Source organism: Agrobacterium sp. CG674, assembly GCF_053521645.1.
Genome location: NZ_JBNWDZ010000003.1, coordinates 22,552 through 49,332, shown reverse-complemented (window position 1 = coordinate 49,332; position 26,781 = coordinate 22,552). Strand labels below are relative to the sequence as shown.

The 26,781-nt window shown below is 55.8% G+C and carries 21 protein-coding genes; 10 read left to right on the top strand and 11 right to left on the bottom strand.

Annotation, left to right across the window (positions count from 1 at the left end; translation table 11 throughout):
* Window positions 1-13: 13 nt before the first annotated feature.
* Complete coding sequence (locus ACQZ51_RS09445) at window positions 14-1,288, top strand: lanthionine synthetase LanC family protein (RefSeq protein ID WP_448776725.1); 1,275 nt, start codon at window positions 14-16, stop codon at window positions 1,286-1,288.
* Between the two features lie 379 nt (window positions 1,289-1,667).
* On the opposite strand, the gene ACQZ51_RS09440 is transcribed toward ACQZ51_RS09445, so the two are convergent.
* Window positions 1,668-2,468: an NAD-dependent epimerase/dehydratase family protein gene (locus tag ACQZ51_RS09440; protein WP_448776724.1), complete on the bottom strand. Its 801-nt coding sequence runs from the start codon at window positions 2,466-2,468 to the stop codon at window positions 1,668-1,670.
* Window positions 2,469-2,759: 291 nt separating this feature from the next.
* Here ACQZ51_RS09440 and kdgD point away from each other — a divergent pair, with 291 nt between their 5' ends.
* Together kdgD and ACQZ51_RS09430 are read left to right on the top strand one after the other, a co-directional pair.
* Window positions 2,760-3,665 (top strand): 5-dehydro-4-deoxyglucarate dehydratase, encoded by a 906-nt coding sequence (gene kdgD, locus ACQZ51_RS09435; protein ID WP_448777556.1) that lies wholly within the window; start codon window positions 2,760-2,762, stop codon window positions 3,663-3,665.
* The gene (locus ACQZ51_RS09430; protein ID WP_448776723.1) at window positions 3,662-4,795 is read left to right on the top strand and encodes a mandelate racemase/muconate lactonizing enzyme family protein; all 1,134 of its coding nucleotides are present in this window, start codon (window positions 3,662-3,664) and stop codon (window positions 4,793-4,795) included. The genes kdgD and ACQZ51_RS09430 overlap by 4 nt, the downstream gene beginning before the upstream one ends.
* A gap of 133 nt (window positions 4,796-4,928) precedes the next feature.
* On the opposite strand, the gene ACQZ51_RS09425 is transcribed toward ACQZ51_RS09430, so the two are convergent.
* From ACQZ51_RS09425 to clpP, 5 genes are all read right to left on the bottom strand, one after another.
* The gene (locus tag ACQZ51_RS09425; protein ID WP_448776722.1) at window positions 4,929-7,127 is read right to left on the bottom strand and encodes an esterase-like activity of phytase family protein; all 2,199 of its coding nucleotides are present in this window, start codon (window positions 7,125-7,127) and stop codon (window positions 4,929-4,931) included.
* A 224-nt stretch (window positions 7,128-7,351) separates the two neighbouring features.
* The gene (hupB, locus tag ACQZ51_RS09420; RefSeq protein WP_446737711.1) at window positions 7,352-7,645 is read right to left on the bottom strand and encodes a DNA-binding protein HupB; all 294 of its coding nucleotides are present in this window, start codon (window positions 7,643-7,645) and stop codon (window positions 7,352-7,354) included.
* A gap of 183 nt (window positions 7,646-7,828) precedes the next feature.
* Window positions 7,829-10,246 (bottom strand): endopeptidase La, encoded by a 2,418-nt coding sequence (gene lon / locus ACQZ51_RS09415; RefSeq protein ID WP_448776720.1) that lies wholly within the window; start codon window positions 10,244-10,246, stop codon window positions 7,829-7,831.
* Window positions 10,247-10,657: 411 nt separating this feature from the next.
* Entirely contained in the window at window positions 10,658-11,935 is a 1,278-nt protein-coding gene (clpX, locus tag ACQZ51_RS09410; protein ID WP_448776718.1) for an ATP-dependent Clp protease ATP-binding subunit ClpX, read from the bottom strand.
* A 357-nt stretch (window positions 11,936-12,292) separates the two neighbouring features.
* Window positions 12,293-12,925, bottom strand: a complete 633-nt coding sequence (gene clpP, locus ACQZ51_RS09405; RefSeq protein ID WP_448776717.1) for an ATP-dependent Clp endopeptidase proteolytic subunit ClpP — start codon at window positions 12,923-12,925, stop codon at window positions 12,293-12,295.
* A 454-nt stretch (window positions 12,926-13,379) separates the two neighbouring features.
* Between clpP and ACQZ51_RS09400 the strand changes: the two genes are divergently transcribed.
* The 3 genes from ACQZ51_RS09400 to ACQZ51_RS09390 all read left to right on the top strand — a co-directional run bounded on the left by ACQZ51_RS09400 (window position 13,380) and on the right by ACQZ51_RS09390 (window position 17,743).
* A complete protein-coding gene (locus tag ACQZ51_RS09400) occupies window positions 13,380-14,627 on the top strand; it encodes a GGDEF domain-containing protein (protein WP_448776715.1) in 1,248 nt (415 codons plus the stop codon).
* Window positions 14,628-14,690: 63 nt separating this feature from the next.
* Window positions 14,691-16,448 (top strand): gamma-glutamyltransferase, encoded by a 1,758-nt coding sequence (gene ggt / locus ACQZ51_RS09395; RefSeq protein WP_448776713.1) that lies wholly within the window; start codon window positions 14,691-14,693, stop codon window positions 16,446-16,448.
* Between the two features lie 41 nt (window positions 16,449-16,489).
* Window positions 16,490-17,743, top strand: coding sequence for a cytochrome P450 (locus tag ACQZ51_RS09390; protein WP_448776712.1), 1,254 nt, complete (start codon window positions 16,490-16,492; stop codon window positions 17,741-17,743).
* 11 nt (window positions 17,744-17,754) lie between these two features.
* Here the strand turns inward: ACQZ51_RS09390 and ACQZ51_RS09385 are convergent, their stop codons facing one another.
* From ACQZ51_RS09385 to ACQZ51_RS09375, 3 genes are all read right to left on the bottom strand, one after another.
* Window positions 17,755-18,111: a cupin domain-containing protein gene (locus ACQZ51_RS09385; RefSeq protein WP_448776711.1), complete on the bottom strand. Its 357-nt coding sequence runs from the start codon at window positions 18,109-18,111 to the stop codon at window positions 17,755-17,757.
* Between the two features lie 21 nt (window positions 18,112-18,132).
* On the bottom strand, window positions 18,133-19,416 hold the full coding sequence (locus ACQZ51_RS09380; RefSeq protein WP_448776709.1) for an O-acetylhomoserine aminocarboxypropyltransferase: 1,284 nt from the start codon (window positions 19,414-19,416) through the stop codon (window positions 18,133-18,135).
* An 87-nt stretch (window positions 19,417-19,503) separates the two neighbouring features.
* Complete coding sequence (locus tag ACQZ51_RS09375) at window positions 19,504-19,938, bottom strand: CoA-binding protein (RefSeq protein ID WP_448776708.1); 435 nt, start codon at window positions 19,936-19,938, stop codon at window positions 19,504-19,506.
* 212 nt (window positions 19,939-20,150) lie between these two features.
* Between ACQZ51_RS09375 and ACQZ51_RS09370 the strand changes: the two genes are divergently transcribed.
* The 3 genes from ACQZ51_RS09370 to rpsI all read left to right on the top strand — a co-directional run bounded on the left by ACQZ51_RS09370 (window position 20,151) and on the right by rpsI (window position 22,176).
* Window positions 20,151-20,987: an EamA family transporter gene (locus ACQZ51_RS09370; protein ID WP_448776707.1), complete on the top strand. Its 837-nt coding sequence runs from the start codon at window positions 20,151-20,153 to the stop codon at window positions 20,985-20,987.
* 254 nt (window positions 20,988-21,241) lie between these two features.
* The gene (gene rplM, locus ACQZ51_RS09365; protein WP_192066593.1) at window positions 21,242-21,706 is read left to right on the top strand and encodes a 50S ribosomal protein L13; all 465 of its coding nucleotides are present in this window, start codon (window positions 21,242-21,244) and stop codon (window positions 21,704-21,706) included.
* A 2-nt stretch (window positions 21,707-21,708) separates the two neighbouring features.
* On the top strand, window positions 21,709-22,176 hold the full coding sequence (gene rpsI / locus ACQZ51_RS09360) for a 30S ribosomal protein S9 (protein WP_192066595.1): 468 nt from the start codon (window positions 21,709-21,711) through the stop codon (window positions 22,174-22,176).
* Window positions 22,177-22,304: 128 nt separating this feature from the next.
* Here the strand turns inward: rpsI and ACQZ51_RS09355 are convergent, their stop codons facing one another.
* The gene (locus ACQZ51_RS09355; RefSeq protein ID WP_448776704.1) at window positions 22,305-24,257 is read right to left on the bottom strand and encodes an acyltransferase family protein; all 1,953 of its coding nucleotides are present in this window, start codon (window positions 24,255-24,257) and stop codon (window positions 22,305-22,307) included.
* Window positions 24,258-24,543: 286 nt separating this feature from the next.
* On the opposite strand from ACQZ51_RS09355, the gene argC reads away from it, so the two are divergent.
* Entirely contained in the window at window positions 24,544-25,470 is a 927-nt protein-coding gene (gene argC / locus ACQZ51_RS09350) for an N-acetyl-gamma-glutamyl-phosphate reductase (RefSeq protein WP_448776702.1), read from the top strand.
* 137 nt (window positions 25,471-25,607) lie between these two features.
* Here argC and ACQZ51_RS09345 read toward each other — a convergent pair whose 3' ends face one another.
* Window positions 25,608-26,726, bottom strand: coding sequence for a COX15/CtaA family protein (locus ACQZ51_RS09345; protein ID WP_448776701.1), 1,119 nt, complete (start codon window positions 26,724-26,726; stop codon window positions 25,608-25,610).
* Window positions 26,727-26,781 lie beyond the last annotated feature (55 nt).

Below are 26,781 nucleotides of genomic sequence, written 5' to 3'. Positions count from 1 at the left end.
AAGGATTTAGCAGATGAGCTTGATGACACTCCCCACAGCACAGATCGCGCAGGGCCAGAGCGGCTATCTTGAGGCGGCCAGCCGCATTGGAATGGGGCTTTGCCGCGATGCGATGTGGCATGATGGCCGTTGCACATGGATGGGCTGGGCGATGACAATCGCCGATGGCAGCGCAACGGCGGCCTATCGAACCGCATCCGCGTCACTCTATGACGGTGTTGCCGGGATAGCGCTTTTCCTAGGCCGGCTTGCCGTTCATGCGCCTTCGGCACCTCTTCTGGCCACGGTCGATGGTGCCGTGCGACAGGTTCAGTCACGGCTTGCGGATTTCGACGTACTGTCACAACGGAGTTTTTATACGGGAAGCCTGGGCGCGGCCTATATGATGTGCCAGTTGGGAAGCGGCCTCAATCGGCCAGAATGGACAGAACAGGGGCTGGAACTGGCGGAACGCCACGCGGCACTTCCCTTCGGAGATGATGCGCTGGATGTGATCGCCGGATCTGGAAGCGCTATTCCGGGCCTTATCTATATGGGCAAACATTTTTCCCGCCCGGCATTGACGGCTGCGGCAGTTCGCCATGCCGAACAATTATTGGCAAAGGGCGTGGTGGATGCGCGAGGCCTCTCCTGGCCATCGCTCTTGCCAAAGCATAATAATCTTCTTGGATACGCCCATGGCGTTTCCGGCATGGCGATGGCGCTTCTGGAAGCCTATGCGGTAAGCGGCGATGATGCTTTGCTGCACGGCGCACAGGAAGCCATCCGCTATGAGCGCAACTGCTTCGACCCGGCCCAGCAGGGTTGGCCGGATTTCCGCGTTGATACGATTACCGCCGGTGCCGCAACGCTTGCCCCCACCTGCAACTGCACCTGGTGCAGCGGTTCAACCGGCATCGGGCTGACGCGCCTGCGCCTCATGGAGCTGGTGCCTTCAGATTCTGGCGCAGCGGAGGAGGTTAACATTGCGCTCCAAGGTGCGTCACGATTGCTGATGTCGACAACAGCTCCGCAAGACCTTTGCCTTTGCCACGGCCTTTGTGGCACAGCGGATTTCGTTCTCAGCGCAGGTGTTCAGTTGAACAGGCCGGATATTGCGATCTTTGCCGATCAGGTGGGTGACTTCATCATCGAGCATTATCTGAATGCGGAGCAGCCCCTTCCGTGCGGTGTCCAGCAAAGAGGAGAAGCACCGGGCCTGATGATGGGCAAGGCTGGTATAGGCTATTTCTTTCTGCGGCTGATCGAGCGGCAGACATTGCCATCGGTTCTTCTTTTGAAAGGTTGATACCCTGCCGTCGCCGCATTGTGTGCTATAAAAACACGGCGGCGGCGGCACCTCTTTTGGAAATTTAGTATTTCATTAAGTACTTTTTCAGCTTGCGTGTATGGCGTCGTATCTCGACACAACGTTAACGCCATCACCCATGAATTCACCTGTTAGATTCAATATTTCTAAAGAATTGTTCGAACATATTGGCGGCGTCGACATCATGATGAAGTCGCGTTGCTACAGGATGAACCATGTTTGCGAACTCGATCGTTACGCTGGCGCTGATTGCGCTGCCAATCTATGTCTTTTTTCGCTGGGTACAGTACGATTCAGAAAGACAGGATAAGCCGAAATAGGTTTCCTCACGGCCATCCCTTCCCCCCAAAGCCCGCAATTACCCGTCTGCCGGATGTCCATAAGTGGTGAACACACCGCCTTGATAGATGTGGGCTGGATCCTTTGGATCTTCTTTTCCGGCTTCGAGAAGCACCTCGGCGCGCCACTTCGCCGAGCTGTCCTGCGGTTTCCAGCCAAGAAACGCTGCGCCGCTATTATCCCACCATGTCTCGTCATTGTTGGACGCGCCGTAAACCACGGCGTGGCCAAGTCTTGGCGCTTCAAACCCGCGTGCGCAAAGCTCCACAAAATCGCCAGCGCTTAACCACGTCGCCAACATGCGGGTCGTGCTGGGTTTTTCGGTGATCGACCCGATTCGAACGGACAGGGTCTCCTGCCCGAACTTATCGAAGTAAAAGCTCGCGAGATTCTCTCCGAAGCATTTTGAGACGCCGTAGAGCGAGTCGGGCCGCATCAGCGAATCCCCATCCAGCTTCTCATCCCGCCGGTAAAACCCGATCGTGTGGTTGGAACTGGCGAAGACGATGCGCGGCATGCCGTTATGGCGTGCTGCTTCGTAAAGATTATAGACGCCTTCAATGTTGCCTTTGAGAATCAGCTCGAAGGGTTTTTCCACCGAGATCCCGCCGAGATGGATGATGCCATCGACGCCCGCAACCGCAGCATCGACCTCTGCGCGGTTGGAAAGATCGCATTTGACGAAGCTCTCATGGTCCGCAAGATCACTCATTTCGACCATGTCTGAGAGTACGACCTTTTCAGCGACTTGGCTCAGCAACGGGCGAATGGCCTTGCCAACACCCCCGGCAGCGCCGGTCAGCAACAGATTTTTCAGCATTTTTCCTCCCAGTATGCTTGCGCATCACGACATGCAGATACAAGATGTGGTCATACGTAAATTCTCTTGTTATCTTATGTCTATGCCAGACATTCATGGCATATCAAGAGCAGATGCACCTTATCTCGACGTGAAACGGTGACCATCACGGCAGCCCCACGCTCAACACATCGCCGCCCCTGCCCTGCGCATCAGGAGATTTTGACAACTTGTATTATAAGTTATTGACACAGGTCATATCTCGAATATTATCCGCACCAACACATCATCGGAGACAAGAATTTTATGGCAATGGACCCACAGGAACTCAAGGTCGCGCTGGGCGCAGGCCTTCTCTCTTTCCCCGTAACGCCGTTCAGCAAGGATGGCGAATTCAACGAAAAGCCATATCTTGACCATGTCAGCTGGCTGTCCGGCTTCGATGCCACCGTCCTCTTCGCTGCAGGCGGCACGGGTGAGTTCTTCTCGCTTGCGCCTGAGGAAGTAGCCACCGTTGTGAAGGCCGCAAAATCTGCTGCAGGCTCGGTTCCTATTGTTTCCGGCTGCGGTTACGGCACAAAAATTGCCATTCAGATTGCCCAAAGCGCTGAGAAAGCCGGTGCTGACGGCATTCTGCTGCTGCCGCACTATTTGATGGATGCCTCGCAGGCGGGTCTTTACGCACATATCAAGGCAGTGTGCGATTCCGTCTCCATCGGCGTGATGGTCTACAACCGCGACAACTCCATTCTGACGGCTGAAACTCTGCAGAAACTCTGCGACAGTTGCCCCAACCTCGTTGGCTTCAAGGACGGTTCCGGCGATATCGGGCTCGTACGCAAGATCACCGCGACCATTGGCGAGCGCCTGACCTATCTTGGCGGCATGCCGACGGCTGAACTGTTTGCAGATGCCTATCTCGGTGCTGGCGTGACGACCTATTCGTCTGCCGTCTTCAACTTCGTGCCAGCCCTTGCGCAGAAATTCTACAAGGCACTTCGTGCAGGCGACAGAGCCACGACAGACCGCATTCTCATTGATTTCTTTTACCCCTTCATGGACATTCGGAACCGGCAGAAGGGTTATGCCGTCTCTGCCATCAAGGCCGGTGTGCGCCTGATCGGCTTTGATGCCGGCCCGGTTCGCGCACCACTGACCGATCTGACAGAGGAAGAAGTCGGCATGATGCAGGCGCTGATTGGACCATACAAATCATGAGGATAGAGGCGGTCCGCACCCATTTGTTGGACTACAAACTAGGCCATGCCTTTGAAAGCGCATCCATGCGCTTTGATCGGCGCATCCACTGCTTGGTTGAAATCATTTGCGATGATGGCACCGTGGGCTGGGGCGAATGCCTTGGCCCGGCCAAACCGAACGCGGCCGTCGTTGCGGCCTATGCGCCGCATCTCATCGGCAAAGATCCTCTCGATATCGAGATCATCTGGCACCAGCTCTACAATCTGCTTCGGGATCAGGGGCAGCGCGGGCTGACCGTGACTGCGCTAAGCGGCATTGATATTGCGCTGTGGGATATCAAAGGCAAACGCTTCGGAACGTCCATTTCCCGCCTTTTGGGTGGTCGCTTTCGCGAAAGCGTCAAGGCTTACGCCACCGGCTCCTTCCGAAAGGATGGCGTCGACGCGGTATCCGATGTTGCGGCGGAAGTCGCGGGGTACGCGGCGCAGGGGTTCCATGCGGTCAAGATCAAGATCGGTTTTGACGTGGCTGAAGACATCGCCGTCATCCGCGCTGCCCGCGAAGCCGTCGGGCCGGATGTGCGCATCATGATCGACGCCAACCATGGCTATGATACGCTTGACGCTATCGAAGTCGGCAATGCGCTTGCGCCGCTGGGGATTGACTGGTTCGAAGAGCCCGTCGTGCCCGAGCAGCTCGACGCATATCAAGCCGTTCGCAAGGGTCAGCCCATCCCGGTTGCCGGTGGCGAAACCTGGCATGGGCGCTATGGGATGCGCGCGCCGCTGGAAAGCCGGGCGATCGATATTCTACAGCCCGATCTTGCGGGAGCCGGGGGTTTTTCCGAAACCAAACGCATCGTAGACATGGCAACGCTGTACGGCGTGCGCGTCGTTCCGCACGTATGGGGAACAGGCGTTGCCATTGCTGCCGCCCTGCAATTCATGGCCTACCTGCCACCAGACCCGGCCCGCCGCAACCCGCGCCCGCCCATTCTGGAGTTCGACCGAACCGAAAACCCCTACCGCCAAGCCGTCCTCACCAGTCCGCTGGACCATGTCGACGGCGTTGTGCAGATACCCGATGGACCGGGCCTGGGGATTGAGATCAACCGGGATGCGTTGGAGCAATATGCGTTAAGAGATTAGTGATCTCTGAGTGAATGGATCATGACGACAAAAGCCGGGCCTCAAAGATGACGCCCGGCTTTCTTGTTTTATGAGTCCCATTCATCGGCTTTGTCATCCTTGCCCTTGTGGCAAGGATGAGGCGTCGCACAGATTAGTGTGTGCCCTTCAGATCGACCGGGAAGAACAGTGTCTCACCCGAGGAATCGTCGACGCCGTCATTGTCGGTTACGGCAAATGCCTTGCCGGATTTGTCGAAGGTGAAGCCTTCAAGCTTGTCCACGACGTAGCCGTTTGTCTGAGCCTTCAGGTCAGGCAGAAAATCATGGACTTCGGTTTTCTTGACCAATGGCAACTCGCCGCCGATCTTGCCGGGCTTCAGGTCAGAGATTGCGACGCTGTAGAGCTTCTTGATCTTGGCCTTATCGCCGATCTGGTTGTCGCGCTCGACGATATAGACATTGTCGCCGTGAGCAGTGATTTCGGAAAGACCTACCCAGCCATCCTTCGTCTCATCCAGCGGGTAGTGCACGGCGCCCCACTCCTCGGATTTCAGATTGTAGGATACCAGTTTGACCATACCCTTTTCGCTCTTGCCCCATTCACGTTGAACAGCCATCCAGAGCGTCGCGTCGTCACCCTTGCCGACCAAGGTCACGCCTTCGAAACCAAAGCGGGTTTCTCCCTGCAGAAGATCTGTTGGTAGTGCGATTTCGGATTTGATCTCGCCCTTGGCGTTGACGTTGTAAAGCGCGTGCGGAACGAGCTTTTCGCTGTTGCCTTCGGATGCGACCCAGAAGCCGCCCTTGCCATCGAGGGTAATGCCTTCCATGTCGAGCTTCTGCGCCGGTTGGCCGTCACGCTTTACGCGCAAAACGCTGGTGATGAGCGCAGGCTTCTTCGTTGCGTCGATGGTGTAGATTGATGGCTGGTTGCCATAGACCGAGTCGGAGATGGCGTAGAGAATGCCATCCTTCTCTGCATCACCCACGAGACCGGAAAGAGCACCCCAACCGATTGGCGCACCATCGACCGTTGCCGAGGTGAGCTGCGGATAGGCCGCCTGCCCTTCAGCGCGTTCAAAGATCATGACATGCGAACGTGCGCCGCCATCTTCTCCCAGATCCGCCTCATTGGCTGTCACCAGCAAGTTGCGCGATGGAATAGCGACAGCGCCTTCTGGTGAAATGCCGGATGGAAGAAGCTGCGTGAGCTGTGGCTCGGCGCCGGTGTCCTTATAGACGCCGACAACAGATGCGCGTTCGGCCAGAACGAAGAAATATTTCTCGTTGCCAAAGGTGGCAGATTCCAAACCTTCCGGTTCGATGCCCTTCGCCTTGGACCGTTTTTCGGGATAATGACCGATGGCTGCAACTGCCTGTTCCAAGCTGGAGCCAGCTTCGTAGAGCAGCTTGCCGGTCTTGTCGAAGATGGTGAAGCCGCGCGAACCGCCTTCCCAGTCACCTTCATTGGCGATGAAGAGGCGGTCATTGTCCAGCCACTTAACGGCATCCGGCTCGCGCTTGCGGGCTTTCTGGCTGTCAGTGAACTTGAGCTGACCGTCTGACTTCGTGTCAATGCCTTCAAGATCGACGGTGCCAGCGGAAAAGTGGCTCGTGATCTTGCCGCTCTTGCCATCGATGATGGCGATATGGTTGTTTTCCTGAAGCGTAACAACGATCTCGCCATTGGCATTGATGGCGACGAATTCTGGCTCCGGATCATCAGGCGCGATCTCGGCAATGCCGGTCATCTCGATCTTCTTAAGTGTCGAGCAATCGGCAGCGCCGTCCTTCAAACCGATGGTTACGAGGAAGCCGGCTGGCAATTGCGGCAGCGCGCCATCATTGACCTTCTCATCGCGCTCATTTTCGATGGCGATGGCTAGGAAGCTTTTGTCGGGGGAAATCGCAACGGAGTCAGGCTGGCCTCCGAGGTCGCAGCTGGCTTCGATTTTCTTACCAGCAATATCGACAGTGACGAGCTTGCCGGATGGCTTGACGAAACTTTCAGACGTGTTGACGCCTGCAAAGACCCTCGTACCGGAGGCCACGACCGATGTCGGCTCACCATCCATCATCAGCGCGCCGAGTGCCTTTGGGGCCTTCGCATCGGTAATGTCGATAAAACCGATGCCACCAAGCGGGCTGTCCGAATAGATCAGCGTCTTGCCGTCCTGGCTCGCCGTGATGATTTCAGCTGATGTGACCGTTTTCGCGTCTTTGTCAGAGGGCAGATTCTGCGCTACCGGAAATGACGCGATGCGGTTGAAAACCTGTTCGGCGGCAGCCGGAAATGCGACGGATGCGCACAGAGCTGCGGTAAGTGCGGCACTGGAAAAACGAAATGTCATGGTGTCCCCTTCATGGCATTGAAAAATGCATGATGGGTTCTTGGGCTATGGAGATGACAGGCGCATGACAATTAAAATTCACTCATAAACAAAAAGCCCGGCGTGGAAAGCCGGGCTTTTTGCATTTCGATGACACCTTCGCGCTGAACGCACAATGGGCCAAATTCATTCCTCGTAAGCCGGAGAGCTGTCAGCGCGCCGCTGGCGCCGCAGCCCCTGGAAACTCAAGAATTGACAGCGTCCTTCAGGCCCTTGCCTGCAGAGAACTTAGGAACGTTGCGAGCCGGAATATCGACTTCTGCACCCGTGGATGGGTTACGGCCCTTGGAGGCTTCGCGACGGCTTACAGTGAAGCTGCCGAAACCTGCGAGACGAATGTCGCCACCGGCCTTTAGTTCGCCCTGGACGGTTTCGAAAACTGCGTCTACCGCAGAAGCGGCATCAGCCTTCGTAAGACCAGCCTTTTCGGCAACTGCAGAAACGAGCTCATTCTTGTTCATGTTTCCACCCCTTTCAATGGTTTGAAACGACTCAAATTGGATTGGCGCAGAATACTTATCTATTTGCGTACCGCCACCCAAAAGCGCTGGAACGGCCTGAAAAACAAGGGGTCTCAGGACCTTTTCACAAAAAAGGCTGGCATAACTGCCAGCCTTTTTGTGTTTTTGTGCTTATTAAGCATCATGCCTGCCACGCACGTTTCAATGTGCGATTGTCTGACCGGCGTCATCCACGCCGTCGACAGTTGCTATGACGGGCGTCTCGATGCTGCCATCCCATTCGATCGGCTCGGGCATACGCACAAGCGCGTGCTTGATGACTTCACCCATGCGTGACACCGGAATGATCTCCATTCCGTTTTTGACGTTGTCAGGAATATCCGCCAGATCCTTTGCGTTTTCTTCCGGGATCAAGACCTTCTTGATACCGCCACGCAGAGCCGCCAGCAGCTTTTCCTTCAATCCGCCAATCGGCAGAACGCGACCACGAAGGGTGATTTCACCCGTCATTGCTACATTCTTGTCGACCGCAATGCCCGTCATGATGGACACGATGGCGGTTGCCATAGCAACACCAGCCGATGGTCCATCCTTAGGCGTCGCACCTTCCGGTACGTGCACGTGGATATCGGACTTGTCGAACCGTGGCGGCTCAATGCCGAAATCAACTGCACGCGAGCGGACGTAAGACGCCGCTGCCGAGATGGATTCCTTCATCACTTCCTTCAGGTTGCCCGTCACGGTCATGCGGCCCTTGCCGGGCATCATCACGCCTTCGATGGTCAGCAACTCGCCGCCCACTTCGGTCCAGGCCAGACCGGTGACAACACCGACCTGATCTTCGCCTTCGGCTTCACCATGGCGGTAGCGCGGAACGCCCAGGTAATCGTTGATGTTTGCAGCCGTTACGGCCACAGACGTCGACTTGCCCTTGATGATTTCCGTGACAGCCTTGCGCGCAAGCTTCATCAACTCGCGCTCGAAGCTGCGAACGCCAGCCTCACGGGTATATTGCTGGCTGATGGCCATCAGAGCATCGTCGCTGACGGAAAACTCTTCCGGGCGCAAAGCATGTTCCTTGATTGCCTTCGGCAGAAGGTGACGCTTGGCGATCTCGCGCTTTTCATCTTCCGTGTAACCGGCGATGCGTATGACTTCCATACGGTCCATCAAAGGGCCGGGAATGTTCAGCGTGTTGGCTGTCGTTACGAACATAACGTCCGACAGGTCATATTCCACTTCGAGATAGTGGTCCATGAATGTGGAGTTCTGTTCCGGATCGAGCACCTCCAGCAACGCTGATGAAGGATCGCCACGGAAATCCTGGCCCATCTTGTCGATCTCATCGAGCAGGAAGAGCGGGTTGGACTTCTTGGCCTTCTTCATCGACTGAACGATCTTACCGGGCATGGAGCCGATATAGGTCCGGCGGTGACCGCGGATTTCAGCTTCATCACGAACGCCACCGAGCGCCATGCGAACATATTCGCGGCCGGTTGCCTTCGCGATCGACTTGGCAAGCGATGTCTTACCCACGCCTGGAGGACCGACGAGGCACAGGATCGGGCCACGAATCTTCGTCGCACGGGCCTGAACAGCCAGATACTCAACGATACGTTCCTTGACCTTATCAAGACCGAAGTGATCTAGCTCGAGTGTTGCCTCGGCTGCATTCAGATCCGTCTTGATCTTGGACTTCTTGCCCCACGGCAAGCCGACCAGCCAATCGATGTAATTGCGCACGACGGTCGCTTCAGCAGACATCGGGCTCATCTGACGCAGCTTCTTCATTTCCGCGTCGGCCTTTTCCTTGGCCTCCTTGGAAAGCTTGGTCTTGGAGATGCGCTCTTCCAGCTCAGCCATCTCATCGCGGCCATCCTCGCCGTCTCCGAGCTCTTTCTGGATCGCCTTCATCTGTTCATTCAGATAGTATTCGCGCTGGGTCTTCTCCATCTGGCGCTTGACGCGCGAGCGGATGCGCTTCTCAACCTGAAGAACCGAAATCTCGCCTTCCATAAAGCCGAGCGCCTTTTCAAGGCGTTGCTTCACGCTGACGGTTTCCAGCATTTCCTGCTTTTCGACAATCTTGATCGAAAGATGGGATGCAACGGTATCAGCAAGCTTGGAATAATCGTCGATCTGGCCGGCGGCACCAACCACCTCAGGCGAAATCTTCTTGTTCAGCTTCACATAGCTTTCGAACTCTGAGATCACCGAACGTGACAGAGCCTCGATTTCGACGGGATCTTCTTCAGGCTCGGAAAGCTGAACCGCAGTGGCTTCGTAGAAATCTTCACGCGCCGTGTAGTCTTCGATGCGGGCACGGCCCTTGCCTTCGACGAGAACCTTGACGGTACCATCTGGCAGCTTCAGCAATTGCAGAACATTTGCGATGGTGCCGACACGGTGAATGGCAGATGTGTCTGGATCGTCATCGCTGGCGTTAATTTGAGTGACGAGCATAATCTGCTTGTCAGAACCCATGACTTCTTCCAGCGCACGGATGGATTTTTCCCGCCCGACGAACAGTGGAACAATCATGTGTGGGAAAACGACAATGTCGCGCAGGGGAAGTACAGGATATGTACCACCAGATGCAGCAGACGGAACGTTTGTCATATCATTTCCTTTCAATGGTCCCCTTGTGAGGGACGCTTGCCGGACTTTCTTGGGGAGGTTCCGGCATATTCTTTGTCGTGACTAAAAGTGGAGTTCGTCACTGTCATTTTCAAGTCACAAAAGCATATAGGCTTGCCGTGAACACACGGCTTCAATCGTACACACGCTACGCATCACAATAGGCTTCAGATTTCCGTTTTTTGGTTCGTCTTAGAGAATCGCAAAACAGACAACTGCCGCAAAAGACATCATATCGCGCCGCAAATCACTCTAAAACTCTATCGGAGAAGCCAATCCGCTCCAAACGTTAAATCCGATGCCAAGAGAATATGGGAACGTTTCCGGTGAATAACAAACCAAAAGACCCGCCAGTGGCGGGTCCTTGTAACTAATTGCTGAGCCCACGCTGCTTTAAGCTGAAACGTTGGCTTTCTCTTCCTGCCGGTCCGCATAAATGTAGAGCGGACGGGCGGCACCGCTGACGACGTCATCAGAAATGACGACTTCACGAACGCCTTCCAGGGTCGGCAACTCAAACATCGTGTCGAGCAGGATCTTCTCCATGATCGAGCGCAGTCCACGTGCACCGGTCTTGCGGGTGATGGCCCGACGAGCGATCTCGCGCAACGCGTCTCCCTGGAACGTCAACTCGACATCCTCCATCTCGAACAAGCGCTGGTACTGCTTGATGAGAGCGTTCTTCGGCTCCGAAAGGATCTGGATCAATGCGTCCTCGTCCAAGTCTTCAAGGGTTGCCAAGACTGGCAGACGACCGATGAATTCCGGGATGAGACCAAACTTGACCAAATCTTCCGGCTCCAGTTCGCGCAGCACTTCGCCAACACGACGATCGTCTTCTGCCTTCACCGTCGCGCCAAAACCGATGGAGGTTTTTTCGCCACGTGCAGAAATGATCTTGTCGAGACCGGCAAATGCGCCACCGCAGATGAACAGGATGTTGGTCGTATCCACCTGCAGGAATTCCTGCTGTGGATGCTTGCGGCCACCCTGCGGAGGAACGGATGCAACCGTACCTTCCATGATCTTGAGCAGTGCCTGCTGCACGCCCTCGCCCGATACGTCTCTTGTGATGGACGGATTGTCGGACTTGCGGGAAATCTTGTCCACTTCGTCGATGTAGACGATGCCGCGCTGAGCGCGTTCAACGTTGTAATCGGCAGACTGAAGCAGCTTCAGAATGATGTTTTCAACGTCTTCACCCACATAACCGGCTTCGGTCAGCGTCGTGGCGTCAGCCATTGTGAACGGCACGTCGATGATGCGCGCGAGCGTCTGGGCAAGATAGGTCTTGCCGCAACCCGTCGGACCAACGAGCATGATGTTCGACTTCGCCAGCTCGATGTCGCCGTTCTTGGTCGAATTTGCGAGTCGCTTGTAATGGTTGTGTACAGCCACCGACAGGATTTTCTTCGCCTGCTTCTGGCCAATAACATATTCATCGAGGATCTTGATGATATCCTGCGGGGTGGGCACACCCTCGCGCGACTTCACCAAAGATGTCTTGTTTTCCTCGCGGATGATGTCCATGCACAATTCGACGCATTCATCGCAGATGAATACTGTCGGCCCGGCGATGAGTTTCCGGACTTCGTGCTGGCTCTTGCCGCAGAATGAACAATAGAGTGTATTTTTAGAGTCGCCGCCGTTGCTGCCGCTGACTTTGCTCATATCTCTTTCCTTCCAGCACGCCGCTGTTTCGCACCGCGAAACGCGGTCAACTTATCGTCTGCAGAAACGGTCGCTTCCCATAAGCATCCATATCCGCTTCGTTCCCGGGGTACTAACCGTTTTCGGACGTATGATCCGGCAACGGCGGCAACGAATTCCCCTTCAAACTCCAAAGCAGTGACGCCTCAGCATTTGGTACTGCAACCCCTCTCAGCCCAAACAAGCTTATGCAGGATCACAACAAACTATGTCATAAAAATTCAACACAGCCTTAATAACTACTATTAGCGCTTTATTTTTCGGTTGAAACCCCGAAATTCATTCGGAGCTTCAAACCCGGATCACATTTAAAGCGCCTTAGCTGCCGGTAACGGCTTCCATTTCCTGACGCGATGTCAGAATTTTGTCGACGACGCCCCAGCCCTTTGCCTCGTCCGCATCCATAAAGTGGTCACGGTCGAGCGTGTTTTCAACTTCGTCAAGTGTACGGCCCGTGTGCTTCACGTAGACATCGTTCAGCCTGCGCTTCATCTTGATGATGTCGCGGGCATGACGCTCGATGTCGGACGCCTGACCCTGGAAACCGCCGGATGGCTGGTGAACCATGATGCGAGCATTCGGCGTGCAGAAACGCATGCCCTTCTCACCGGCAGCCAGAAGCAGCGAACCCATCGACGCAGCCTGACCGACGCAAAGCGTGGACACGGCTGGACGGATGAACTGCATTGTATCGTAAATAGCCATGCCGGCAGTTACGACGCCACCTGGAGAATTGATGTACAGCGCGATTTCCTTTTTCGGATTTTCCGATTCAAGAAACAGGAGCTGCGCGCAAACGAGCGACGCCATATGGTCTTCCACCGGACCGGTCAGGAAGATGATCCGCTCTTTCAGCAGACGTGAATAGATATCATAGGACCGTTCGCCGCGATTGGTCTGTTCCACAACCATCGGCACCAGAGCCATGGCGGTATCAACTGGATTTCTCATGTCCGTCCTTTGTCAACTCTAACCCGGCGGCTTTCGCATCCGGAATCAATTCTATTCGTCTACTCTCTACATAGAGTGTCATTGCCCGGTTCTTCAAGACTGAGGTAACGGATATCCTTAATCGCGTCCCGGCAAAAATCCATAGTCGGCTTACACTGCCGCGCTCCTCAACGCCATCCGCCTTTCACAAAGCGAGCAACGTCTTCAACCCTCCAACGTATTTTTGGTCAATCAAAGATTAACCGGACAAAAAATTATGTTCAACAACCAGTCGCAATAACAATCAGAAATAACTTCTTAGGGTTTAAGTGCTGATATTGCCCTCAGGCCGATCCGGTGTATTCTGATTTTCGGTTTTTAGCATCAAATTCAAGTAGTACGCGATCAAGCATGTGCACGGCGAATACCGATACGCATATCTTCGCGCAAAGCTGTATTAAAGTGAGATTGCACCGTGCTGGACGCCAAGACAGGCATGCTACTCTGGTCGATGGAGACCCTGACCCTATCGGCTGTTCTGGCGGTCGTATGGCTACACAATCCGGCAAAGAAATATCACCTGTGCTTTTCTGCTGGCTTTGCGTGTATTGGCATCGGCACTATTCTTATCGGGCTTCGTGGGGTCATTCCTAACTTTTGGTCGATTCAGATCGCCAATACCATCGCGCTTGGTGCCTTTGGTTTGTGGCTGGCAGGACTGCTGAAGCTTGAAAACCGCAGGATCGATGGCTGGATTGCAATCCCAGCGCTGATCTGGATCGCCTTCATGTTTATCAATCCTGCGCGCGAAAGCATGACAGCACGGATCATTCTGTATCATTTTTGCTCCGGCGTAGGCTACTGCATGCTCGCCGGCGTGCTTTTGACCTCAAAGGAATACATATCAAGCACGCGGAAATTTCTGGCTGTTGCACTCATTTTTCAAGCCCTCATGGGCTGCGTCTCGGCATGGATTATCATTCCCTACACTGCAGCAACCACCGAACTTATTCCCCCAATGGGCACAGCTGCGCTGGCATCAGCGCTGGGATTCGTGATCATTACCATGATAGCGGTCAAGATGTTCATGGAAGACGGCAGTCGCACATTGCAACATCTGGCCATGACAGACCACATGACCGGCACGCTGAACCGTCGTGGCCTTTTCCATGCTTTCAACACGCTGAAAGCGCGCCTTACAGGCACGTCGAGACACATTGCCTTCATTCTGTTCGACATCGACCACTTCAAAAAGATCAATGACGAGTATGGCCACCAGTGGGGCGATGAAGTGCTGGTTAAGTTCTGTGCGCAGGCTGGACAAATCGCAGATGGACAGGGCGTGATGGTGCGCATGGGAGGTGAGGAATTCGCCTGCCTGGCAGAGTGCGACGACCCGGCGAAGGCGGCTGTTCTGGCTGAAGCTATCAGGATTTATTTCAGCCGGATCGTTATGAGGACAGACAACCGGGAATTTATGGCAACGGTCAGCGCTGGTGTTTACACCTCACCTGCGGCGGACGCGGACCTCGACACATTGATGATCATGGCGGACCGCGCGCTTTATGGCGCCAAGAAGGAAGGCCGTAATCGCACAGTGGTCCGTGAGGGCTCCACCAATATCGTCATACCGGCGGATGACCGGGACGAAGACCCATTTGACAACAACGCCGACCGCCAGGTTGCCGCCCTAACCCGCATTGCCAGCATCGCCAATCGTTAGTTCATGACTTGACCTTCATGCGCAGGCGACCCAATCTTGGGCGCCAGCAACGGAGGTTCTGCCATGCCCATCAGGTTTTTCACCGGCGTCTCGCTTTTAGCCGCCCTGACCGCTGGCTCAGTCCAGGCGCAGCAGGCATCTGACACTCTCGCCCCGGAGCGGGCAACGGGCACTAAAGCGGCAAGTCGTGTCGAGGCAAAGAATTTCATGGTGGCCGCGGCCAACCCGCTGGCTGCCGAGGCTGGGCGGAAGATCATTGCTGATGGCGGTAATGCCATTGATGCCATGGTGGCGGTTCAGACGGTTCTCGGCCTTGTAGAGCCACAGAGCTCCGGCCTGGGCGGCGGCGCCTTTCTCGTCTATTACGATGCCGCAGCCAAAAAACTGACGACGTTTGACGGACGCGAAACCGCGCCGATGGAGGCGACGCCGAAACTGTTTCTCGATGAGACGGGTCAACCGCTGAAATTCATGGATGCCGTCATCGGCGGGCGTTCTGTCGGCACGCCAGGCACGGTACGGCTGCTTTCAGACGTGCACCGCAAATACGGAAAAACGCCATGGTCCGACGTGCTGAAGCCAGCCGAAACACTGGCCACCGACGGCTTTCAGGTATCTCCGCGTCTTGCCTCCCTGATTGCATCGGAAGGCGAAAGGCTGAAGAAATACGATGCGCCGCGCAGCTATTTCTATGATGCGTCTGCCGCGCCGCTAAAGGCCGGCAATGTTCTGAAAAACCCGGCCTATGCGCAGACCCTTAGTGCCATTGCAGCTGGTGGTGCTGACGCTTTTTACAGCGGGCCGATTGCTGAGGCGATCGTCAAGACCGTGCGAGAGGCGACCGGCAATCCGGGCGTCCTGTCGCTTACTGATCTTGCAAATTATCGCATCAAAGAGCGCGAGCCGGTCTGCGCCAACTACCGCGCGCTGGATGTTTGCGGCATGGGTCCGCCCTCCTCCGGTGCCGTGGCTGTGGGGCAGATGCTGGGCATGCTCGAAAACTTCGATCTGAGGGCGCTTGGACCAGACAATGTGGAAAGCTGGCGGCTGATTGGGGATGCGCAGCGCCTCGCCTTTGCCGACCGTGAACGCTATGTCGCAGACCCGGATTTCCTGCCGCTACCCACCAAGGGCTTACTTGCCAAGGATTATCTGGCCACGCGCGCCGCGTTGCTGGATGGCGACAAGGCGCTTGCCGCAGATGCTGTCAAAGCCGGGGAGCCGCAATGGGACCACGCCTCATTGTTCGGGCGCGGGCCAACGCTCGAAATGCCCTCCACCAGCCACTTCGTCATTGTCGATACCAAAGGCAATGTCGTCTCCATGACGACGACAATCGAGAGTGGCTTCGGCTCGCGCCTGATGACCAATGGCTTTCTGCTCAACAACGAGCTGACGGATTTCTCCTTCAAGACCCATGACAATGGCGTGCCAGTTGCCAACCGTGTCGAGCCCGGAAAGCGTCCGCGCTCCTCCATGGCGCCGACAATCGTGATGAAAGACGGCAAGCCGTTGCTCGCCATCGGGTCGCCGGGCGGCAGCCAGATCATCGGCTATGTTGCGCAGGCGCTCGTTGCCTATATCGACTGGGGCATGCCAGTGGAAAAGATCGTGGCGCAACAGCACCTCATCAACCGCTTCGGCACCTACGATATCGAAGCCGGAACCAGTGCCGAAACATTAGCAGAACCTCTTAAAGCATTGGGTTATCAGGTTAAACCGGGAGAGATGAACTCCGGTCTCCATGCCATCGAAATCACCGGTCAGGGACTTATCGGTAGCGCCGATCCTCGCCGCGAAGGGGTGGCTGTGGGCGAATAGAATCACTTTCTCGCGGCATGGCTTTCAGTTAAGGATCAGGCATGAAAACCGTGCCTGAATTCCTTCACATCGACACCGACAAACGTTCGGTTTCGCTCGACGCCCGCAACCCCGCATTCTATGGCGACCCCAATTCGGTCTATGCCGCATTGCATGCCCACTGTCCCACCTTCTATTGGGAAGAGCAGAAGCAGTGGTTTTTCACGGGTTATGACCATGTAAACGCGTTGCTGCGAGACCGGCGCTTCGGGCGGCAGATCCTGCACGTTGCCACCCGCGAGGAACTGGGCCTCGCGCCGCCACAGGACCATGTCACCCACTTCGATGCGGCGGAGCGGCATTCGCTGCTGGAAATCGAGCCGCCGGAACATACGCGGTTAAGAACGCTGGTGAACCGTGCCTTCGTGTCGCGCCATGTCGAGAAGATGACACCGGAGATCGAAGCACTCGCCAATGGTTTGATAGACGCGTTCGAGGCTGATGGCAGGACGGAGTTGCTATCCTCTTTCGCTGATATCATTCCGGTGACGATGATTGCCCGCATGATCGGGATTCCCGAAGATATGGGACCGCAACTGCTGAAATGGTCGCATGCCTATGTCGGCATGTACATGTTCAAGCGTACCCGTGAGGATGAGCTGGCCGCCGACATCGCCGCGAAGGAATTTGCGGATTATGTGCGAACCGTGATTGCGCAACGCCGGGCAGAGCCGAAGGACGACCTGCTGAGCCACATGATCCACACCGAACACAAGGGTCAGTATCTTACCGACGAGGAACTGATCTCGACGACGATTGTGCTTTTGAATGCGGGGCATGAGGCAACCGTGCACCAGATCGGCAATTCGGTCCGCGTCATCTTGGAGAGTGGAAGTGACACCGGTGTGCTGTTTCAGGATGAGAAGTCAACCGAGAGGACGGTGGAAGAAACGCTGCGCATTGGCGCGCCGGTTCACATTTTCCAGCGATGGGCACTTGAGACCGTTGAGATCGACGGCATCACGTTTAATCGCGGTGACAAGGTCAGCCTCATTCTGGCGGCGGCCAATCTCGACCCGAAGAAATTTACCGATCCGCTCAGCTTCATGCCCGATAGGAGCGAGGCACCAAACCTGTCCTTTGGTGCCGGGATTCACTTCTGTATCGGTGCACCTCTGGCAAGGCTGGAGCTCAACATCGTGTTGCCGCTCCTCTTCAAACGCCTGCCCGGCCTGCGTATCTCGCAAAAGCCGCAGGTGAAGGACGTGTATCATTTCCACGGCCTCGAGCGGTTAGATCTGGTGTGGGGGTCGTAACGCGATTCGCCTCACAGCCGGATCACATAGTCCTTGCGAGTCGTTTCAATCACTTCCCAGCTTCCTTTAAAGCCGGGTCTTAAGATGAGACGATCACCCGCGCGCAAATGGATGGGCTCGGCAGCGTCCTCCGTCAGGACGGAATATCCTTCCAGGATGCTGAAATATTCCCATTCGTCATATTCGACGCGCCACTTGCCGGGCGTGGACTGCCATATTCCGGCATAGATCCCACCGGAGGCTTCCTCGATGTTCCATGTGGTGAACTTCGGGTCGCCCGAGATCAGCCGGCCGGGTGCGGGTGCACCCTCTTCCGGCTGAACGGCGGCAAGGTCGCCCTCTGACTTGAAGTTGAGACTATGGGTCATGGGCAACCTTTCCTGATCTGATCAAACCTTGGCGAGTGCCTGTTCCAGGTCTGCGATGATATCCTTGACGTCTTCGATGCCGACGGACAGACGGACCACATCCGGCCCGGCGCCTGCGGCAGTCTGCTGCTCCGGCGTCAGTTGCGCATGCGTTGTCGATGCCGGGTGGATAACCAGAGAGCGCGTATCGCCGATATTGGCAACATGCGAGAACAGCTGCAGGCCTTCAACAATCGCCTTGCCAGCCTCGTAGCCGCCCTTCACGCCGAATGTAAAGACAGAACCGGCACCCTTTGGCGAGTAACGCTGCTGAAGTGCATGATTGGCACTGTCTTCCAGACCCGCATAGTTGACCCAGCTGACTTTCGAATGAGCCTTTAGCCACTTGGCAACCTCAAGAGCATTGTCAGAATGGCGCTGCACACGCAGGGCAAGCGTTTCGATACCGGTCAGAATGAGGAAGGCGTTGAAAGGCGCAATCGACGGACCAAGATCGCGCAGACCAAGGACGCGGGTTGCTATGGCGAAGGCGAAATTGCCGAATGTCTGGTGCAGCACCACACCGGAATATTCCGGGCGCGGCTTCGACAATGCCGGGAATTTATCGCTGGCAGACCAATCGAACGTGCCGCCATCCACGATGACGCCACCCATGGAATTGCCGTGGCCACCCAGGAACTTCGTCAGCGAATGCACGACAATATCTGCACCGTGCTCGATAGGCCTGAGCAGGTATGGGCTTGCCATCGTGTTATCGACGATCAGCGGCAGGCCGTGCTTGTGCGCGACCTCAGCAATCGCGGCGATATCTACGAATGTGCCGCCCGGATTGGCTAGGCTTTCGATGAAGATGGCCTTCGTGTGGTCGTCGATCTGGCTTTCAAAACTTGCCGGATCAGCGGCATCGGCCCAGCGGACCTGCCAACCGAAATTCTGGAATGAGTGACCGAACTGGTTGATCGAGCCGCCATAGAGCTGACGGGCTGCCACGAAGTTATCGCCTGACTGCAAAAGCGTGTGAAAAACCAGCAGCTGAGCCGCATGGCCGGAAGCCACTGCCAAGGCTGCAGTGCCGCCCTCAAGGGCTGCAACACGCTCTTCCAGAACGGCCTGAGTCGGGTTCATGATGCGGGTGTAGATATTTCCGAATTCCTTCAGACCGAACAGCGCAGCGGCATGGTCCGAATCGCGAAATTCATAGGCCGTGGTCTGATAGATCGGCGTGGCGCGCGCGCCGGTGGTGGGGTCGGGTTCCGCTCCGGCGTGAATTGCCAAAGTTGAGAAACCGGGATTGTTTGCTGACATGTGTCCCTCCAATTTTTGTTTTACCTGCCTTGAGAGCAGAGGGATAATAACGCTCTCAAGGCGAATGATAAGTGCGACTTGTGCTAACTATGATGCAATATTGAGACGCGGATACTCAATTGCGGGGCATCGGTCCATCACGACTTCTATGCCGTAGGCCTCAGCCTTCGCAGCGGCATCATCATGGCGAACCGACAGCTGCCCCCAGATGACCTTCGGTCTTGGCGACAGGAGAATGACTTCTTCCACGACAGCGGGCAAAAATTCCGCAGCACGAAAGACATCCACCATATCGATGGATTCAGGAATGTCGGCCAGTTTCGCATAGACGTGCTGACCTAGAATCTCTTTGCCCTCCTGACCGGGATTGACCGGAAAAACAGTGTAACCCTTGCTCAGCAAGAAGCTCATCACTCCGTGGCTTGGTCTTGCCGGGTTGGGCGATGCGCCCAGAAGAGCAATGGTTTTGACATCCTTCAGAATGCGTCTGATGTCATCGTCTTCGTAGCTATCGTGGTTCATCACGTCCTCCAGTTCTGCGGATGAGTTATAGCACCTGTCTGCACCAGCGGGTCACAAAAGTGAGCTGCATGCCTGCTGCTATCAGCGAGTGACGGTAAACAGCGTGTTCGACCCAACGTTCCAAACAATCCGCAATGGCTGGCTTACGCACCGGTGCAAGTTCGGACCGGAGCGCATAAGCTGGCGATGTTCAAACAGATGTGAGTCGCACCTTGTCCCTTGATGTCTTGCTGTTGGTGTTGCTGGGTGCACTTCTGCATGCTGGCTGGAACGCGCTCGTCAAGTCTGGTGCAGACAAGGCGCTGGATGCGAGTTTGGTTGCCGCAGGTGCTGCCGCCTGCTCCATTCCCTTCATTCCTTTTCTGCCAATGCCCGGCTCTGCGGCCCTGCCCTTCCTGGTGCTGTCAGCTGTTCTGCAATTCACCTATTTCAGGTTGGTTGCCGCCGCTTACACGGTGGGCGATATCGGCCTCGTCTACCCCATCATGCGCGGCGTAGCCCCTCTCATCGTTGCGGCCAGCAGCAACCTTTTTCTGGGCGAAACACTGAGCGCAGCCGCCATTGCAGGAATCGCCATCATCTCCTCAGGCATCCTCACTCTGGCGCTGGAAGCACGCAGTGGCGGTAGGTGGCCCATTCTGCTCGCACTCGCGAATTCGGTTGTGATTGCGGGCTACACCTTCGTAGATGGTGTCGGCGCACGGCTTTCCACCAGCCCGCTCTCCTACACATTGTGGATGTCGCTTCTGCCGCCGCTTATGTTGTTTTCCTGGGCCTTCTACCAGCGCGGCTGGCAACCGGTTGCCGCACATGTGAGACGGCACTGGTTCCGCGGCTTGGCGGGAGGCGCGGGCTCCATCCTCTCCTACGGTCTGGCGCTCTGGGCGATGACGAAGGCACCAGTCGCGGTGGTGGCTGCGCTGCGAGAAACATCCATTCTTTTCGCCATCGTCATCTCCGTCGTTATCCTCAACGAAAAGGCCAGCTTATGGCGGTATGTGGCAGGCGGCGTCATCGCTTTGGGCGTTCTGACCATGCGATTAGGCTGATTTCACAGACATTTCTTGTGGTATTATAAAACCACATCCATAACCCACTGATTTTACTTGTCATTTTTGACTGACGTCAAAAACTCTGCCGTTGACGGGGTTTTTGTGAGCGCCTATAAGCGCGCCAGACAGGATTTCCTCGGAAATGCCGTCTTTTCGGCTGTGAAACTATGAAAACTATGAACAGCCTCAAGCAACAAGAAACGCCTGCATGCTCCGTTTGGGTGTGACAGGTCCTAGAGAAAGTTAAAAGAATGTCTACTTTCGTTCAGAAGCCTGCCGAGGTGGAGAAGAAGTGGATCATCATCGACGCCGAAGGCCTCGTTGTTGGTCGCCTCGCCACCGTTGTTGCAACCCGCCTGCGCGGCAAGCACAAAGCAACCTACACACCGCACGTCGATGATGGCGACAATGTCATCATCATCAATGCGGAAAAGGTTGTCTTCACCGGCAAGAAGTATTCCGACAAGAAGTATTACTGGCACACTGGTTACCCAGGTGGCATCAAGGAACGTACGGTTCGCCAGATCATCGAAGGCCGCTTCCCGGAGCGCGTTCTCGAAAAGGCTATCGAGCGTATGATTCCACGTGGTCCTCTTGGCCGTCGCCAGATGAAGAACCTCCGCGTTTACGCCGGTTCCAACCACCCGCATGAAGCACAGCAGCCAGCCGTTCTCGACGTGGCAACGCTGAACAGCAAGAACGTAAGGAGCGCCTGATAATGGCCGATCTTTCCTCCCTGAAAGACCTCGCCCCTGCATCGGAAGCTTCTGCTCCCGTGCATGTTCGCAAGGTTGACACACTCGGCCGCTCCTACGCGACCGGCAAGCGCAAGAACGCCGTAGCCCGCGTATGGATCAAGGCTGGCTCTGGCAAGATCATCATCAACGGCCGTGACTACTCTGCGTATTTCGCACGTCCCGTCCTGCAGATGATCCTGCAGCAGCCACTCGTTGCAGCAGCACGCGCTGGCCAGTTCGACATCATCGCAACTGTTGCCGGTGGCGGTCTTTCCGGCCAGGCCGGTGCTGTTCGTCACGGCGTTTCCAAGGCTCTCACCTACTTCGAACCAGCCCTGCGCTCGGTTCTGAAGAAGGGTGGCTTCCTGACCCGCGACAGCCGTGTTGTTGAACGTAAGAAGTACGGTAAGGCCAAGGCTCGCCGTTCGTTCCAGTTCTCCAAGCGTTAATCGCTTATCGGACTATCGACATTTGGAAAGGCGGGGCTTCGGCTCCGCCTTTTTATTTGAGCAGTCTATACGGTCAGGCATTCAAAACGAGAGGCTGAGTCCCCCCGCCCCAACAAGGTTCAACGTCCTTACGGACGGAGAGCAGCGGCCTTCTCGGCGTCTGGCTCGTTTTCAAGCTCGTCCATGATGCCATCGACAACCAATTCTGCGCCCTTTTGCGTGTAGTGGCTCTTATCGGCGATGAAGGGAACGCTATCACGTCCGAGATAACACTGGTCGGAGCCAGCAGGTCCGCAGAAAATGGTTTCCGGAAGTACCTTTTCGATCTTGTGATCTGCGCCACCATTCAGAATGGCATAAGCCCGCGCCGTGTCCTCCCTGAAACGCGCAACGGGATAGGCAAAATCCGGCGTGCTATCGCCCTTGATCATCATCGCCGCCATCACTTCCGTCACTGATTTATTGAAGCGCGGTGTTGGGTAAACGAGAACGACACGCTTTCCGGCTTGCTCGAGTTTCTCAACAGTCCGTTTCAGCCTGTTGGCCAAGACCGGCACTGTAATCTCCGCCCCCCCCAATTCCACACCATCTACGGACATGTGGGATGCGTTGAAGAAATTGACCCATGATGCGGCAAGGACAACCACTTCAACTTTGCTTGCCAAAAGATAATCCAGAGCGCGCCGATTGAACTCAGAGCAATTGACGGCTTGGTCGTTTCGCGATGTCCAGACATCAGCGATAGGAGCGCAATGGCCGTGCGTCAGTTGGATCAGTCCGACATTGCGTTCCTTAAGTTCTTCCAGCAGCGCAGGCGAGATTGCGGCGGAAATCGAGTCACCCCAGATCGCGTAGGTCTTTTGCGCGGCGCCGGTATTGAACATGCATTTCTCAGCGGGAAGCAAGGGAAGCCCATCTTTGGACTGGAACAGGCACGCACCGCTCCAGACGGCAGAGTTCATGAAGCTGGCAACCTTGGGATCAACTCGGAACGGCAACCCCTCCTGCGCGCCCCAACTGCCAAAACCGACTGCGAGCACGAGGCTGAACGCCACCGACATTGCAATTCTGCGACCGCTCGCCCGGGCGTGACGAAACGGCTGCTCGACAAAGCGCCAGCTTACGGCTGCAAGGAGGAGCACAAGGACGATCAGGCCGGACATCATCACTTGCGTTGGCGGCTCCAGGCTTCTGATCCGCGCAAATGCAAAAACGGGTTGGTGCCAGAGATACGCACTGAAACTTACGCGGCCAATCCACACAATTGGCGCCACGGACAGAATTCGCCCAACAATCCCGGTATGGTGGGAAAACAGGATCAAGAGCACACTTCCCCCGACTGGCAGCAGGGCGGCAAAGGATGGAATGCGGGTCGAAGGCTCGAACAGGACGATTGCACAGACAATGAAAATCAGCCCAAGCGCCGCGAGAATTCCATTTGGCCGACGCTCTCTGTCCATCAGGTAAAACGCACAGAGAGAACCAGCAAGAATTTCCCAGGCTCTTGTCGGCAATAGGTAGTAATTCGCCGAAGGAAACCACCAGGACCCTATCTCGCTAGCAATAAGGCTGGCTACCGCCAGCACTGCCACCGTGATGAAAATCGTCCGCGTCTTCAGTCCAAATAGAAAGAGCAATGGGAAGAGAAGGTAAAACTGCTCCTCAACTCCAAGGCTCCAAGTGTGCAGAAGCGGCACCTCTGCCGCGTCGGCTGCAAAATAGTCTGTTTTTTTGAGGAAATAAAAATTCGACACAGAGAGCGCCGACAGCATCAGGCTCTTTGAGAAGGCCTCGTAAGCTCCGGGCAGCAGCAAGAACCACGCCACGGCGGCAGAACAGGCCAGCACAAAAAACAAGGCGGGCAGGATGCGCTTGACGCGACGCTGATAAAATCGAGGGAGCGAAAAATCGCCTCGGCGATAGTCTTCGAGAATGATGCTGGTGATCAGATAACCGCTCAGCACGAAGAACACATCGACCCCGATGAAGCCTCCGCCAAAATGGGCGATGTTCGCGTGCGAAAAAATAACAGCAAGGACAGCGATTGCACGCAGCCCGTCAATATCGGAGCGATAATTCATCAATACAAACCCGAAGCACAACCAAGGGCAAACGATCTACAACAACCCGAATGCTCCGTAAAGGCAGCAGAGCAGTCTCAAACCGCGGAGTCCGCATCGGACCCTGCCAATCGTGGTAAGCAGACAAATCGTCATTTCCCAAGCTCATTGCCGGGGCAACTTTAGCCATGTATATGCTTAGGCGCGTGCCGCACAGCTGGCGAAAGCGAGTTGACAGATAGAATCACGTGATTGGCACATTGAATCCGCCCACAATTGTAACCTATTGAAAGTTCAGGATAAGGACATGACAGCGAAAATCTTCATCGATGGCGAACATGGCACGACGGGCTTGCAGATTCGCACGCGCCTCGCCGAGCGCCGCGATATCGAACTGCTGTCAATTCCCGAGGCAGAGCGCCGGAATGCGGCGATGCGCGAGGATATGCTGAACAATGCGGACATATCGATCCTTTGCCTGCCGGATGACGCCTCCATCGAGGCCGTGAACATGGTATCCGGCAACAACAAGGTCCGCATCATTGACACCTCGACTGCGTATCGGGTCGATCAGAACTGGGTTTACGGCTTTGCGGAGATGGATCGGGCACAGGCCGAGAAAGTGCGTTCGGCCCGTTTCGTTGCGAATCCCGGCTGCTACCCAACGGGTGCGATTGGCCTGATCCGACCGCTTCGCGTTGCAGGCATTCTGCCGGACGCATATCCCGTCAGCGTCAATGCCGTGTCGGGTTACACCGGCGGCGGCAAGCAGATGATTGCGCAGATGGAAGACCAGAGCCGCGATGACGCTATCGCCGCCAACAATTTTCTCTACGGCCTGACACTCAAGCACAAACATGTGCCTGAGATGAGAATTCACGGTCAGTTGGATCGCTCCCCGCTGTTCTCACCCTCCGTCGGCCGCTTTGCTCAGGGCATGATTGTTCAGGTGCCGTTGTTTTTGGGCGACCTGAAGGATGGAACAAGTGTAGAGAGCATTCACGCTGCCCTCACTGCCCATTATGCTGGTCAAGACATCGTTCAGGTCGTACCGCTTGAAGACAGCAAGTCTGTCACGCGGATTGATGCGGAAGAGCTCGTCAATCAGGACACGATGAAGCTGTTTGTGTTTGGAAGCTCCGAACACATCAACCTCGTCGCGGTTCTTGATAATCTCGGCAAGGGCGCATCCGGCGCGGCTGTGCAGAACATGGAACTGATGCTGTCGGCATGATCGACGCCTTGGCTTGAAATGCCATAGACCGGAATTCGGAAAGGCGGTGGAGCATCTCCACCGCCCTTTTCGTATGATCACACTGAGAGCGTACCGGCCATTCATTCCACAATAGCTAAGGAACACAACGACGGAAATCAGCCTTTTGCCACAGCCTGTGCGTCGGCAGGATATTCACCCACGAAACCGCGCCAATGGGCAATTGCGAAAGCGAGGACCAGCAGCGCCATGCCCTGATGGGCAAGAGCCACGTGAATGTTGACGTGCATCAGCAATGTCGTGATGCCGAGCGCCGCCTGAAGACAGATCAAGACGAAGAACAACACCGAACGACGGGCGTGGGGCGTGCTGGGGTTCGCGCGCAGCAGTGAAATCATATGCCAGAGCGTTGCCGCGAGGAGGCCGTAGGCGCCGAGACGATGCACGAACTGCACGGTTTTCGGGTTTTCAAAGAGGTTGATCCACCATGGCTGTTGCAGGAATAGGTCGCCGGGAATCAGTGCGCCATCCATAAGCGGCCATGTATTGTATGAAAGTCCTGCGTTTAGCCCGGCGACAAGGGCGCCAAGATAAATCTGGAACAGACAGAAGAAGGCCAGAAACGCAGCGAACATCCTGCCCTGTCGCTGATGCGTGGCGTCTGTGGAATGGAGTGAAAGACCGCGCAAGATCCACATACAGCCTGCGAAAATCAGGCACGCAATCGTCAAATGCGTCGCCAACCGATACTGCGAGACGTCCGTGCGGTTGACCAAACCGGATGAAACCATCCACCAGCCGATGAAGCCCTGAAAACCACCCAGCGCGAGCAGACCAAGCAGAGGCATTTTCAAACGCTTTTCGATGCACCCCGTAAGCCAGAAATAAGCCAGCGGCAGCCCGAATATCAGCCCGATTGCCCGGGCCAGCATCCGGTGCGCCCATTCCCACCAGAAAATGACCTTGAATGCCTCCAGAGACATGCCCTTGTTGATTTCCTGATACTGCGGAATGCGCTTGTAAAGCTGGAATTCCTCTTCCCATTCAGCCACGGAAAGCGGCGGAATGGCACCGTGGATCGGCTTCCATTCAGTGATGGAAAGACCTGACTCGGTTAACCGCGTTGCGCCACCGACCAGAACCAGACAGAAAAGCGTAAACAGCACCACCCGCAGCCAGATGCGCAAGAGATGACGGTCTTTCGCCTGCTTGTTCAACGCTTCCGCGTGCCGCTGGTCGACAGGAATTTCTGATGTGGCCACCGTGTTTGCCCGCATGTATTGACACTCCGCAAGTCCTTAAGGTGGTTTGCAACAACACATCGTGCAAAAC